This is a genomic window from Streptomyces sp. NPDC037421 (assembly GCF_055602105.1).
Genome location: NZ_JBVJWV010000010.1, coordinates 78,736 through 91,611 on the forward strand (window position 1 = coordinate 78,736; position 12,876 = coordinate 91,611).

The following is a 12,876-nucleotide window of genomic DNA, read 5'->3' on the forward strand; positions in this document are numbered from 1 at the left end:
GAGGAGGGCGCGGGAGGCGGCTTCGGCGCCGGGGAACCGGTGCGCCGCGTCATGCCGCGGGAGCCCCGGAGCCGCTCCTGCCGCGCATGAAGACGACCGCCACGAGCGCCAGGCCCACGGCCGCACCGATCAGCTGCATGCCGATGAAGCCGGCCACCGAGGCCGGGGCGATGCCCGCGAAGGTGTCGGTGAAGGCGCGGCCGATGGTGACGGCCGGGTTGGCGAAGGAGGTGGAGGAGGTGAACCAGTACGCGGCGCCGATGTACGAGGCGACCGCGACGGGGGCGAAGCGGAGCCTGTCCGTACGCGCGAGGCCGAAGACCAGCAGGATCAGGCCGGCGGTGGCGACGACCTCGCCGAGCAGGAGGTTGCCGGCGGAGCGGTCGTGCTGCGACCACTTCACCAGCGGCTCCCCGAACATCGCGTCCGCGAGGACCGCACCCGCGATCGCGCCGACGATCTGCGAGGGCACGTAGACGGCGAGCTCGCGGGCGTTCACTCCGGCCCCGCCGCGGCGGGCGGTCCACCACTCGGCCAGCGTCACGGCCGGGTTGAAGTGGGCACCGGAGACCGGACCGAGCAGGGCGATCAGCACGCCGAGGCCGAAGACGGTGGCGGTGGAGTTGGCCAGCAGCTGCAACGCGACGTCGTCGGTGAGCTCGGTGGCCTGGATGCCCGAGCCGACCACGATCGCCACCAGGGCGGCCGTGCCGACGAGCTCGGCGGTGGCGCGGGAGATCAGCGGCGTACGGGGCGGGGTCGCGCCGGCGGCTGTGCCGCTCTCCGCTGCGGGGGCGGCGACGGGCTCGGTGGCGGTCAAGGCGGGTTCTCCTCGGGCGGGTGGGGCGAAGCGCGGACAGCCCTGAGGGGGTGTCCGGCGGATCAGGGTCGGACACCCCTTAGGGGCAGGACCGCTTGAGGTTCGCTTCGGCGGTGGCTCGCGCGGTCCGGGCGAGGTCGGCGAACTGACCGGCGAGGGCTTCGACGACTTCCGGGCGCAGGCGGTAGTAGACGTACCTGCCGCATGGCTCCGTCTCCACGATCCCCGCCTCGCGGAGCACCTTCATGTGGTTGGAGAGGTTCGTCTGCTTGGCGCCCGTCTCCTCCACGAGGTGGGTGGTGCAGAGGGTTTCGCGGGCGAGCAGGGTCACGATCCGGAGCCTGAGCGGGTCGGCCAGAACCCGGATCAGATCAGTGTCGACTGACGTCATCATGGACTGATACTGTCACATCAATTCAGACTGACACCAGCCCGCGCTGACCTCATCGGCTCCTTGGAACGCCGATCGCGCTCGTCCGCGACATCCGCGACGCCATCGACACCCGCATCACCGGGCCGCCCGCCCGGCTCGCCCCCTGAAGCCCCGGCAGATCCCCACCGCGGTCGCCCCACCTCAAGGAAGAACAGATGTCCTCCGCTCTCCCCCAGCCCGGCGGCCGCGAGGTACCCCCAGCCGCCTCCGTCCTGTTCGTCTGCATCCACAACGCGGGCCGCTCCCAGATGGCGGCCGGGTTCCTGCGCCACCTCGCCGGCGACCGAGTCGAGGTCCGCTCCGCCGGCTCCGTGCCCGGCGAGCGGATCAACCCCTCCGCCGTCGCCGCCATGGCCGAGCTGGGCATCGACATCTCCGACCAGAGGCCCAAGGTCCTCACCCCCGAAGCCGCCCAGGCCTCCGACTACATCATCACGATGGGCTGCGGCGACGCCTGCCCCTACTTCCCCGGCAAGACCTACCTCGACTGGCAGCTCGAAGACCCCGCAGGCCAGGGCGTCGAGGCCGTCCGCCCCATCCGCGACGAGATCAAGGGCCTCATCGAGGGCCTGATCGCCGAGATCGACGCCAAGCCGAAGGCCTGACGCACACGACGCGACCGGTGCCGTCGTGCGCACGCCCGTGCACCAGAACCCAGCGGCCCGGACGGACATCGGCACTCGCCTCTCAAGGCGTGACGGTCCCCACTGTCTCCCCAACGCCCCTGAACGGCGCCTCAACACCACTCAGGCCCGGTGCGGGCGAGTGGTTTGATGGCCTCCGGCGAAAAGCCTGTCATCTGTCAGAGGGGGAGGACCCGGCGATGGCCGCGGTGGGGGCATGGGCGTTCGGGCTGGTCAACTGCATCCTGTACCAGGCGATGTACCGTGAGGGCGGCGCGGCGCTCGACGAGGAGATGGTGCGCCGGTACGCGACGGCCATGCAGGCCGAACCGCTCTACGACCGGCCGATGGCCGAGCAGGTGGCGGCGCTGCGGGCGGTGCTGGCCACGGACACACCGCTTGCGAGCACGTTCGACCCGTACGAAGGCCAAGAGCCTTTCGGCGAAGCCGAGTTCCGCGGCTTCCTGGCCCGGCTGGCCGACGAGCTCGAATCCCACGGCCCCTGGCCGCTCGCCGCGGAGCGCCGCACCGGCCGGCTGCGCCGGCTCCTCTCCCGGCGGTGAACCCCGCTCTCGCCCCGTGATCGAGGCGATCGGGGCCGCGACCAGGACGGGGCATGGCCGACGCGGCCCGCCGGGCCGGCTGTCAGAGCCGTGGCGCAGGATGAAGGGCATGATCCAGACTCTTCCCCTGGCCCTGCCGGGCACGCTGGTGGACCACCACCGCATCGACCTGACCGCGCTCTACTCCAAGGGCTGGGGCCTGCACCTCTTCGACGTCGCCGGCGCCCCGAACGGCGAGGTGTACGCCCTGTACGGCGTCTACCGCCACACCTACGGCGTCTCCGACGACGAGCAGGACCCGCAGACCGCGAACTTCGGGTACCGGATCATCACGCGGTACTCCGCGGAAGGCGAGGTCCTGGCGAGCGCGCAGTTCCGTACCGGCCGCTCGGAAGAACGGGACTCGGCCGTGGCCGACGGCGGGGACATCGGCCTGTGCGTCCTGCCCGACGGGGTCCTCGCCATCACCGCGACGCCGGACAGGACCACCCTCGTCGCACCGGACCTGAGCCGGGTCCTGGCCGTCTACGACTCGAAGGACGGGCGCCCCTACAGGGAGTTCACGCCGGGGGAAGGCGACCCCTTCGCCGGCTCCATCAGCGTCACTCCCTCGGGCCGGCTGCTGTGCACGGTCGCCGAGTACGGCGTGTGGAGGTACGGCAACGTCATCACCAACCTCGTCGGCGTGGCCGACGGCGCCCTGACCGCCGACTCCAAGCCGGCCATCCGCACGCTCGCCTCCCTCGACCCCGAACCGGCTCGCCACGGCGCCGTCGACCTCCGCCCGCACGCCACGTACCGGGGTGCCCCCGTCGGCATGACGAACAGGCCCCGCCCCGCACTGACCGAACTCGTCGCCGGCGAGGACGGCCTCTCCGGCTGGGACCAGTCCCGCCTCGGCCGTCCCGTTCCGCTCTCCGACAGCCTCTTCGCCGTCCCCTTCTACGCCAAGACGTACCGGGGCGGCAGCCGTGGCCGTCCCTTCGTCTTCGCCCTCGTCAACGACCAGGGCGAGATGACCGGACGCCTCCACGGCATGCAGGCTTGGCGCGACTCGCCCTTCACCGGCTTCTGCTTCAACCTCGCCGCCGACCCGCACCGCGGCCACGCCTTCCACCTCAACCGCTACGGCCTCTACGCCTGGAACAAGGGGGGAGTGCTCCGCGCCAAGCTGGACGCCGACACCAAGACCTTCAAGCCGCTGACCCACTTCACCCTCGGCGCCTGCGCCCCCAACGGCGACCTGCTGCTGGTCCACACCAAGCAGCACCTGATCCTGCGCGTCCCCGCCCCCGACGACCTCACCGCCCTCGCGGCCACCGTCGAGGACGCACTGCGGGCCTACGCCCGCCGGCGCACGGCACTGAAGAAGCAGTGGGGTCCGGTCAACTGGCACTGGACGCACTCCGCGCCGGTCCACCGCATCTGACACCGTACAACCGGGCGCGGAACGACGTCAGCGAGAACCGGCACGTCCTGGGCGCCCTTCTCGTCATGGCGGTGGGCAACACCGGTCTCGTCCTGGTCGCGGTCATACAGGGCGTGCGAACGCACCGATGCCGCAGGCACGTCTCGGCCACGCTGGCCGACCCCTCTCGGCGCCTTCCGGGCGGGCCGGATGGCACAGTGGTCCCATGCAGATCCGGATCGAGGCATTCGACCTGCCGGGCCGCACCTGCGCGGCCGGCCCCGGCTTCCCCGGGTACGGCGACATCCACGTGGCGGTCCAGCCGCGTGCACGGGACGGTCAGCCGCTGGACCCCCGTCCCGGCGATGCCGGCTCGGCGGTCTGGACGCTGGCCTGCACCGCCCGCCGGGGCGCCGGGGGCGTCGACCTGACGGGCCCGTGGATCCAGGGCCGTCCCGGACAGCGGTTCGTCCACCTCTCGTGGAGCGGGGTCGACAGCGGCGGTGCCCGGACCATGTTCCGCCGGGCGAAGCTCATGCTCGACGCCGTCGACCCTTCGGTGGCCGACGCCGCGGCGGACGGCGGGCTGCTGGTCGCCCGCCTCGGCCTGACCGACGTCCACGGCCGGCCCCTGTGCGCCGCCGTCCGTCCGCCGGCCGTCACCTGGTCCGCCGACGCCAAGGACTGACGGCCTCAGCCCCGGTGGGCGTACAGGTCCCGGAGCAGGCACACCTCCGCTCCGTGGTGGATCACCTCGCGGTTGACGTGCAGTACGAGCGTCGCCATCGGCTCCCGCGCATACGGGCCCTCGGCCTCGCCGCACGGCCGCGCCAGCCCCTCCGCGCCCAGACCGCGCACCCCGGTGACCCACCGCCCGTACGCCGCGTCGAGCTGCTCCAGCGCCTCTGCCGCGGTGCCCGGGTACGCGTACGTCATGTAGTCGACGGGCGGTCCGCCGAAGTGCGAGGCGCTGCGCGCCCCCAGCACGCCGACGAGTACGTGCCCGAGGCGCCAGGCGATCGTGGTGACCGGGGCGGGAACCGGCTCCGGCCAGGACCAGTCGATGGTGAACGCACCGGAGCCGCCCTGCACCGGCGCCGTGCCGCTGCCGCGCGGCCGCACGGACCAGCAGTCCGGTACGGGCTCCCAGAAGAACTCGTCGTCGGTGAGGCCGTCCAGACGGGCGCGCAGGTGGTGCTGCCAGTGCCAGTCGAGCTGGTCGGCGAGGAGCGTGTTCCAGTCCGGTGCCATGTGCCCCACGCTAAGGGCTGCCCCGTAGTCCCCGGTGGATCGGCGCACGGCGTCGGATGCGGTGCATCGCAAGGCGGAGGGGCGCCCCCGTACTGGGCGTGTTCGGGCGTTCCGACAACGCAGCGAGGTGCCGTAGCCGGCGTCGTGCGCCCGCCGGGGATTACGGGGCAGCCCTTGGGCCGCCAACCCGTCCCGGGCACCCGCCCCGAGGCCGTGGCCCCCGGACAGTTCCCGTTCGGCCGGACACGCCTTGACCGACATCCGCTGGCACGACCCGCGCTTCCGCACCGGCTACGACAAGTGGCTGGCCTACGGCCAGGCCAAGACCGCCAACTCCCTCTTCGCCGTGCGCTTCGACGCCCTCGGGCGCGGCGGCGGCGTCCGCGCGTGCGCCGTCGCCCCCGACGCGGCCGCACGGCTCCGGGACCTGTCGATCAGCGCGACCGGCGCGACCCCGACCCCCGATGAACAGCTGCTCCGCACGTCGGCGCGCCTGGCTCCCGAGCCCGTCGCCTCAGCGGACGGGGGGTGTCGAGCGGGCGTAGCGGTCCGCGACCAGGCGGAGGTGGGCGACCAGTTCCGCGGGCTCGTCGACTTCGAAGTCGCAGTCGAGCATCCCCAGGTAGAGGGCGAGTGTCTGCACCGTGTCGGCACCGGTGACCAGAACGCAGCTGTCGGCGTCGATCGCCTCGACCGTACCGACCGCGGGGTTGATCCGCTCGATCACAGCCGTCGCCGGAGCACGGACGGTCACCCGCGCGCGATAGCGCCACGCGGCGCTCGACACCCGCCGGGAGACGTACTCCGCGATGTCGCCGCCGGGTGGCCGGCGCGGGGCGAAGCGCGGCCCCGTCGGGGTGCGTGGCCGGATCCGGTCGATCCTGAACGTCCGCCAGTCCTCCCGCTCGACGTCCCACGCCACCAGGTACCAGCGCCGCCCCCAGTTGACGGCCCGATGCGGCTCCACGGTGCGGAGGGTGGGACGTCCTGCGTGGTCCAGGTAGTCGAAGCGCAGCCGTTCCCGGTCGCGGCAGGCGGATGCCACGGTGGTCAGTACGTCCGCGGAGACGCCCGGGGCCGGCCGGTCGGCCGGCACGGCCACGGTGTACGCCTGGAGCGCACGCACCCGTCGGCGCAGCCGGGAGGGCAGCACCTGCTCCAGCTTGGCCAGCGCCCGGAGGGAGGTCTCCCCGGTCCCCGGGACGGTGCCCTGCGCGGCGGTGCGCAGGGCGATCGTCACCGCGACGGCCTCCTCGTCGTCGAGGAGCAGCGGCGGCATCGCGGCCCCGGCGCCCAGCCGGTAGCCGCCGGCGGCTCCGCGCGTGGCGTCCACGGGATAACCGAGTTCGCGGAGCCGGTCGATGTCATTGCGGACGGTACGTCCGCTCACGCCCAGGCGCTCGGCCAGTTCGGATCCAGGCCAGGCCCGTGGGGTCTGCAACAGGGACAGCAGACGCAGCAGACGCGCCGAAGTATCAAGCATGGAACCAAGACTGACGTGCAATTAGGAACGTATGGAGCCTATTTCGAGACTACTGTCCTACCCATGGAGAGCAACAGCGCCACCGACGCCCGGATCCACCCGTACCGCATCGCCATCGCGCAGGACGAGCTCGACGACTTGCGCGAGCGGCTGCTGCGCACCCGCTGGGGAAGCGAGATCCCCGGCACCGGCTGGAGCCGGGGCGTGCCCACCGACTACCTCAAGGCGCTCGCCGCGTACTGGGCCGACGGATTCGACTGGCGCAAGGCGGAAGCGGAACTCAACGAGTTCCCCCAGTTCACCACCGAGATCGACGGCCAGAACATCCACTTCCTGCACGTCCGCTCGGAGAATCCGGCCGCCGTCCCGCTGCTCCTGCTGCATGACTGGCCCTGCTCGTTCGTACAGTTCGTCGACGTCATCCGACCGCTGACGCAGGACTTCCACGTCATCGTGACCTCCACCCCCGGCACCGGCTTCTCCGGTCCGCTCGGCGAGGCCGGCTGGACCACCGGTCGCATCGCGGGTGCTTTCGTCGAGCTGATGGACCGGCTCGGCTACGACGCGTACGGCGTTCAGGGAACGGGCGGCGGGGCCTGGATCGCCACCGAGATGGGACGCCGGGCACCTGACCGGGTCATCGGGATCCACGTCAACGGTCTGATCACCTTCCCCTCCGGGGACCCCGCCGAATTCGAAGGTCTGACCGGACCCGAGCAGGAGCGACTGGCCCGGCTGGAGGACTTCCAGCAGGACAAGATGGGCTTCAACGCCATCCAGTCCACCCGCCCGCAGACCCTCGCCTTCGGGCTGCACGACTCGCCGGTGGGCCAACTCGCCTGGATCGCCGAGAAGTTCAAGGAGTGGACGGACCCCGCCGCTGAGCTCCCCGAGGATGCCGTGGGCCGCGACCGCCTGCTGACCAACATCAGCGTCTACTGGTTCAGCGGCACGGCCGGTTCGTCGGCGAACCTCTACTACGAGTCGGGGCACGATGCGAGCGCCTGGGCCCCCAAGGCGCGCGGCACCGTTCCGACCGGTGTGGCCGTCGCCCTGGGGACCGACGTCGCCATCCGCCGCTTCGCCGAGCGGGACCACAACATCACCCACTGGAGCGAGCTGGAGCGCGGGGGCAACTTCCTCGCGCTGGAGCGGCCGGAAGCGTTCGTCGCCGACGTGCGCGCCTTCTTCGCCACCCTGGGCAGCCCGGGCTGACCGGCCCGCGACAACGCCTCAGGCTGCCGCGGCGCGGAACGTGCTGGGGCTCAGGCCCTTGTGGCGTTTGAACGCGGCACTGAAGCCGAAGGCGTCGGCGTAGCCGACCGACCTGCCGATCTGGGCGATGCTGAGGTCGGTGTCGGTCAGGAGCGCCTCGGCCTCGTCCATGCGGCATTCGGTGAGGTAGGCGAGGGGCGGGCGGCCCATCAGACTGGTGAAGCGTTTGGCGAACAGCGCCCGGGAGACGCCGGCCCGGGTGGCCAGCGACGCCACCGTCCACGTCGCGGCGGGCCGGTCGTGGAAGGCCTGCAGGGCGGGGGCGAGGACCGGGTCGGCGAGGCCCCGGTACCAGCTGGGCGCGTCGGCGCCGGCCTGGTCGAACCAGTTGCGCAACGTGCACACCAGGGCCCAGTCGAGGAGCCGGTCCATCAGCGCCTGGGAACCGGCCGAGAGTTGGGCGGCGTCGGCGGCGGCCGTCTCCAGCCAGGCACAGACCTCGACGTCCTCCTTGATCACCAGGACGGGCGGCAGGGCACGCAGGAGCCGCTCGTGGCGCCGGCCCGAGGCGCGGTAGGCGCCCACGATCAGCGCGGTCGCCTCCGCCGAGTCGGTGCCCCAGTGGATACCGCCGAGTTCCTCGCCGGTGCATTCGGCGTCCGGGGTGAAGCAGGAGATCTCGTACGCGGCATGGGAGCCGTGGAGGGTGCCGGGACGGTCCGCGAGATGGAACGGTGCGCGGCCGCTCACGATGGCCGTATCGCCCATGCCGACCGCTCGCTCGGTGCCGTCGGGCAGCATCAGGGTGCCGCCGCCGCGCAGCACGCTGATCATGGTGAGCGGTGCGTCGTCGGCGAAGCGGATGGCCCAGGGCGCCGTCAGTACGGCGTGGCTGACGACCGAGCCCTCGGCCCGGATGCCGCTCAGTAGCGAACTCAGAGGATCCACGGAGGGCATCGTAGACGATCTCCTATGTTCCGGAGCGTTTCTCCCATGGATCATCCACGCCACCGCAGCTGTACTGGAGTCATCGAGTCGAACCGAACCGAGACCAGAGACCAGCCAGGAGACAGCGTGACGCAGCACGGCAGCGATGCCAGGACAGCCCTCGTGGTCGTCGCACACCACCGCACCGATTCCCTCACCGCGCACACGGCCCGCCGTGCTGCCGCCCGGCTCGAAGCCGCCGGGTACCGCATCGACGTGCTCGACCTGCACGCCGAGGGGTTCGACCCCAGGATGAACACGTCGGACCAGCCGGACTGGGGCAACAGGGAGAAGCCGTATTCGGACGAAGCACACGCCCATATGCGGCGCATCCTCGACGCCGATGTCGTCGTCGCCGTCTTCCCGGTGTACTGGCAGAGCGTGCCCGCGATCCTCAAGGGCTGGATCGACCGCGTATGGAACTACGGATTCGCCTACGGCCGCAGCAAGCCCCGCCTCGCCGGCAAGCGCATGCTGTGGCTGGGGCTGGCCGGCGCCACTGCCGAGGATCCCGTCGTGGAGGGGATGCGGACCGTCCTCGAAACCAATCTGAGCGAAGGCATCGCCTACTACTGCGGCTTCTCCCATTCCACCGTCGGCCTGCTCACCGACGCGGAGGAGCGCCCGCAGCGGCTCGACACCGAGGGCAACCTCCTGATCGGCGAAGCGGTCGCGGGCGCCGAGCGAGAGGCGCAGTACGCCGATCTCGACCGGCGCGCCCAGGAGTTCGTGGAGCGCTTCGTCGCCGAGGAACTCGTGAGGTGACGGGCGTCGTGTGACGTGCACCGGGTGTGGCGGGCCGGGGCGGGGCGGGGTCGTGCGTGCCGCCGGCCCCTCCCGGCGGCTGGTCACGGGACCGCCGGCGCCCCGGTCAGTCCTCGTCCGGCAGCGGGACGTGGCCCGCAGCCTTCTGCACCGTGGCCTCCAGCTCGTCGCGGTCCAGACCGATCGTCTCCGCGTAGTACTCCAGGGCCGTGTCCAGCGTCCACCAGGGCTCGCGCGCGTCTTCCCAGGCGTCCCGCCAGGTCACCTGCTGCTCGTCGGTCCACTGAGCCGAGTCGCCGAGTTCCTCCCGAAGGCGCGTCAACTCGGCGTGCGCTTCGTCGGTCGCTTCCTGCAGCTCTATCAGCTCGTCCAGTACGTCGGACAGTTCGATTTCCATTCCGGGATCTTAAGCGGCGCCTCCGTACGGGGCGGTCAGGGCTTGGGGAGCGGCGGTCGCGCCCGCGCGGTGACGTGGGCTCGGCCGGTGTGAGCGGTGAGCACGCCCGGCTCGGCAGCTCGGCGGCCATAGCGTTTACGGCCAGCCTGTTGCAACGAACCCGCCCCGGATGTTGCGTTGCGTTCTGATCCAGCGCAACGATTTCATCGCGCTGAACTGCGCTTTTGTGGATGCGACGCAATATCCATGTTGCTGCCCTGATTAACGCAACGTAGCGTTTCTCTCGTCAGAAACAGGGGTTCGCGGCAGGGGCACGTTCGGAGGGGTGGGTCATGGAGGCGGTAGCACTGGACCGGCGGCAGGAGGTGCCGAGCGCCTTCACCTCGTTCGCCCGCTTCGTGCTCTGCGGCGGCGGAGTGGGGCTCGTCTCCAGCTTCGCCGTGGTGGTCCTCGGATCCTGGATGCCCTGGGTCCTGGCCAACGCCGTCATCACCGCGGCCTCCACGCTCCTGGCCACCGAGCTGCATGCCCGGTTCACCTTCGGCGCGGGCGGCCGCGCGACATGGCGCCAGCACGCGCAGTCGGCCGGATCCGCGGCCGCCGCATACGCCGTCACCTGTACGGCGATGCTGGTGCTGCACCATCTGGCCGCGGCCCCCGGAGTACTCCTCGAACAGGCCGTCTACCTCACCGCCTCCGCACTCGCCGGCGTCGCACGGTTCGCGGTCCTGCGCCTCGTGGTCTTCACGCGCCACCGCCTGCGCGAGGCGCCGGCGCCCGTCCGCACCGACCGCCCCGTGTCCGCGACCGTCGCACGCGCCGCGGCACCCGCCGCCCCGACGGCGCTCTGCCGCGCCGCCTGACCGTTGCACCCTGCACCCTGCACCCGGCGGGGCGGGCGTGCGCTTCCGGCTTTCAGCCGAAGACGTCCAGGAGGTCCACCCAGGAGCCGTCGTTGGCGTCGCCGGCGGGGCGGGGGCGCATCGGGAACGGCTCCGGGTAGGTCTCCGCCGCAGCCCTCGCGCGGACCACGTCCGGTCCCCCGCACGCCGCGACCGCGAAGGCGCCGAAAACCTTGGCGAAGGCGACCGGGTCGCGGAACTCGACCCCGAACGCCCGTCCGTCCCACAGCGGCACCCACACCACCCGGTCGGACCGTCTCCATTCCAGCACCGGCTGGTCGTCCGCGGTCGACCACCCATCCAGCCACAGCCGTGCCACGTGCAGCAGGTTCACCTTCTCCATCGGCAGCCGCTTGCGCCGCACCCGCAGTTCACGTGTCGTCAGCACGACCTGCTGGTCCTTCCTCGGGTACCAGACGACGCCGATCCCGAACGGCACCCACAGCAGGATCCCGATCAACGGCAAGACCAGGGCGTCGCCCCACGACCGGAGCAGCCCGCCGTCCAGCAGGTACAGGGCCCCGAAGAACAGGACCCACTTCCCCGTCATCCGCCAGAACCCGCTGCCCTGCCGGTAGAGGACCCGCCGCTTTTCCGTCATCGCCATACCCGCACGCTATCCGCCGCCCCGCAGCTCACCGCAGGCGCCCTTCGGCGAACTGCGGGGGCGGCCCGCCCCAGCGGATCGGGGCGAGGCCACGGCCAGACAGTCGTCGTAGGCGGCGGGGAAGGGGTGCTCCGGGGGTCACGCTCGGCATTGAACCATGGTCTGTCGCGCGGGAGTTGGGGGCCCCGGCCCGACGGACTCCGCTCTCCTCCTCACAGGGGTCAGGCGAAGAGGGCGCGGGTTTGTGTGAGCTGGAGGAGGCGTTCCACTCGGCGGCTGGTGGAGGTGAGGCGGAGGGTGCGGCCGGCGCGGGTTGCGGCCTCTTGGGCTGCGAGGAGGGCGTTGAGGCCGGCGCAATCGCAGAAGGTGACCCGGTGCAGGTCCACCAGGAGGGTGCACCGATGGGAGATGAGGGCGACCATGAGGTCTTCGCGCAGTGCCGCGGCGTTGTCGAAGTCGATCTCCCCGCTCACGCGCACGTAGACCGTCCCGGGCGGGCCCGGTTCCATGCAGATGTAGAGGCGGTCGTCTGCGGGGGCCTCGAGGAGGGGGTCCTCGCGCAGGGTCTGGGTCATGCCTGCCTCCCCACGTGCTCTGGGGCTGCTGTTTCCTTCAACAGCATCATCGGCACGGGGTTGGCAGGCGTCAAGAATTACCTGAAAAACAGGACATAGATACAAAAGGGGTGCATTCTGGATTCATGGGTGATGAAGCGTTTCCCCGAGTGCCGTGGACGTTCCTCACCAGCCACGCCCGGGTCCTGCTGGCCCTGACCCGGGATCCCGGTGTCCGTCTGCGGGAGGTCGCGGCGAGCTGTGTGCTGACCGAGCGGACGGTCCAGTCGATCGTCTCCGACCTGGAGCAGGAGGGATACCTCACCCGGGTACGCGAAGGCCGGCGCAACCACTACCGGATCAATCCGGGCACGAAGTTCCGCCACCCCGCCGAAGCCGGCCGCGACATCGCCGGCCTGCTCGCCCTCTTCGCCGACGCCCCCGAAGGCCCCCCACCGCCCACCCGGCCGCCCGCCCCCATGAGCACCGGTGGTGAGCTGTCGCCGCCGGCCCCGGCCGGTCAGCGGCTGAGGCCCCCGCTCCTTCCCGGGCGGGCGCGGCCCTCGGAGCGGTAAGGGCGGCCGGAGGCCCGTGCGCGGGTCGCCCGGCCGGATCCCTCCCCAGGGGTGGCTCTGCCCCCGCCGGGTGACCGGTCGCCTGGATCCGCTCGGATGCGGAAGGGCCGTGTCCGGGTGTCGGTGGCCGGATGCCGTCCCATGGCCGCACGCGTCCACAGAGCCGAGCCCGTGGAAGGCCTCATGCGCGTCTCGCACGAGGCGTGGCCGGTTTCTTCCACGCCTCCTTCCCGCACCGCCCAGGGTGACCGACCCTGGCCGGAGAGCGGACCTGGGCTGCGTGAGGAGAACCG

16 protein-coding genes are annotated in these 12,876 nt (G+C 71.6%); 8 read left to right on the forward strand and 8 right to left on the reverse strand.

The window, feature by feature from the left end; genetic code table 11:
* Positions 1–49 precede the first annotated feature (49 nt).
* On the reverse strand, positions 50–820 hold the full coding sequence (locus tag ACZ7IF_RS17110; RefSeq protein ID WP_470971799.1) for an aquaporin: 771 nt from the start codon (positions 818–820) through the stop codon (positions 50–52).
* A gap of 79 nt (positions 821–899) precedes the next feature.
* The gene (locus ACZ7IF_RS17115) at positions 900–1,214 is read right to left on the reverse strand and encodes an ArsR/SmtB family transcription factor (RefSeq protein WP_470971801.1); all 315 of its coding nucleotides are present in this window, start codon (positions 1,212–1,214) and stop codon (positions 900–902) included.
* A 194-nt stretch (positions 1,215–1,408) separates the two neighbouring features.
* Between ACZ7IF_RS17115 and ACZ7IF_RS17120 the strand changes: the two genes are divergently transcribed.
* The 4 genes from ACZ7IF_RS17120 to ACZ7IF_RS17135 all read left to right on the forward strand — a co-directional run bounded on the left by ACZ7IF_RS17120 (position 1,409) and on the right by ACZ7IF_RS17135 (position 4,535).
* A complete protein-coding gene (locus ACZ7IF_RS17120) occupies positions 1,409–1,858 on the forward strand; it encodes an arsenate reductase ArsC (RefSeq protein WP_470971803.1) in 450 nt (149 codons plus the stop codon).
* Between the two features lie 218 nt (positions 1,859–2,076).
* The gene (locus ACZ7IF_RS17125) at positions 2,077–2,439 is read left to right on the forward strand and encodes a hypothetical protein (protein WP_470971805.1); all 363 of its coding nucleotides are present in this window, start codon (positions 2,077–2,079) and stop codon (positions 2,437–2,439) included.
* Between the two features lie 109 nt (positions 2,440–2,548).
* Positions 2,549–3,868 (forward strand): hypothetical protein, encoded by a 1,320-nt coding sequence (locus ACZ7IF_RS17130; protein WP_470971807.1) that lies wholly within the window; start codon positions 2,549–2,551, stop codon positions 3,866–3,868.
* Between the two features lie 205 nt (positions 3,869–4,073).
* A complete protein-coding gene (locus ACZ7IF_RS17135) occupies positions 4,074–4,535 on the forward strand; it encodes a DUF5990 family protein (RefSeq protein ID WP_470971809.1) in 462 nt (153 codons plus the stop codon).
* 5 nt (positions 4,536–4,540) lie between these two features.
* Here the strand turns inward: ACZ7IF_RS17135 and ACZ7IF_RS17140 are convergent, their stop codons facing one another.
* Positions 4,541–5,098: a DinB family protein gene (locus ACZ7IF_RS17140; RefSeq protein WP_470971811.1), complete on the reverse strand. Its 558-nt coding sequence runs from the start codon at positions 5,096–5,098 to the stop codon at positions 4,541–4,543.
* 514 nt (positions 5,099–5,612) lie between these two features.
* Positions 5,613–6,581 carry a helix-turn-helix transcriptional regulator gene (locus ACZ7IF_RS17145; protein WP_470971814.1) on the reverse strand — a complete coding sequence of 323 codons (969 nt, stop codon included), beginning with the start codon at positions 6,579–6,581 and terminating at the stop codon, positions 5,613–5,615.
* 63 nt (positions 6,582–6,644) lie between these two features.
* Here ACZ7IF_RS17145 and ACZ7IF_RS17150 point away from each other — a divergent pair, with 63 nt between their 5' ends.
* Complete coding sequence (locus ACZ7IF_RS17150; RefSeq protein WP_470971817.1) at positions 6,645–7,796, forward strand: epoxide hydrolase family protein; 1,152 nt, start codon at positions 6,645–6,647, stop codon at positions 7,794–7,796.
* Between the two features lie 18 nt (positions 7,797–7,814).
* Here ACZ7IF_RS17150 and ACZ7IF_RS17155 read toward each other — a convergent pair whose 3' ends face one another.
* A complete protein-coding gene (locus ACZ7IF_RS17155; RefSeq protein WP_470971819.1) occupies positions 7,815–8,744 on the reverse strand; it encodes an AraC family transcriptional regulator in 930 nt (309 codons plus the stop codon).
* 126 nt (positions 8,745–8,870) lie between these two features.
* Here ACZ7IF_RS17155 and ACZ7IF_RS17160 point away from each other — a divergent pair, with 126 nt between their 5' ends.
* Positions 8,871–9,548, forward strand: a complete 678-nt coding sequence (locus ACZ7IF_RS17160) for an NAD(P)H oxidoreductase (RefSeq protein WP_470971822.1) — start codon at positions 8,871–8,873, stop codon at positions 9,546–9,548.
* Between the two features lie 106 nt (positions 9,549–9,654).
* Here the strand turns inward: ACZ7IF_RS17160 and ACZ7IF_RS17165 are convergent, their stop codons facing one another.
* Positions 9,655–9,945 (reverse strand): hypothetical protein, encoded by a 291-nt coding sequence (locus ACZ7IF_RS17165; RefSeq protein WP_470971824.1) that lies wholly within the window; start codon positions 9,943–9,945, stop codon positions 9,655–9,657.
* A 332-nt stretch (positions 9,946–10,277) separates the two neighbouring features.
* Between ACZ7IF_RS17165 and ACZ7IF_RS17170 the strand changes: the two genes are divergently transcribed.
* Positions 10,278–10,808: a GtrA family protein gene (locus tag ACZ7IF_RS17170; RefSeq protein ID WP_470971826.1), complete on the forward strand. Its 531-nt coding sequence runs from the start codon at positions 10,278–10,280 to the stop codon at positions 10,806–10,808.
* Between the two features lie 52 nt (positions 10,809–10,860).
* Here the strand turns inward: ACZ7IF_RS17170 and ACZ7IF_RS17175 are convergent, their stop codons facing one another.
* The gene (locus ACZ7IF_RS17175; protein WP_470971828.1) at positions 10,861–11,454 is read right to left on the reverse strand and encodes a hypothetical protein; all 594 of its coding nucleotides are present in this window, start codon (positions 11,452–11,454) and stop codon (positions 10,861–10,863) included.
* Positions 11,455–11,675: 221 nt separating this feature from the next.
* Entirely contained in the window at positions 11,676–12,029 is a 354-nt protein-coding gene (locus ACZ7IF_RS17180) for an STAS domain-containing protein (RefSeq protein ID WP_470971830.1), read from the reverse strand.
* Positions 12,030–12,154: 125 nt separating this feature from the next.
* Between ACZ7IF_RS17180 and ACZ7IF_RS17185 the strand changes: the two genes are divergently transcribed.
* Positions 12,155–12,583, forward strand: coding sequence for a helix-turn-helix transcriptional regulator (locus ACZ7IF_RS17185; protein WP_470971832.1), 429 nt, complete (start codon positions 12,155–12,157; stop codon positions 12,581–12,583).
* Positions 12,584–12,876 lie beyond the last annotated feature (293 nt).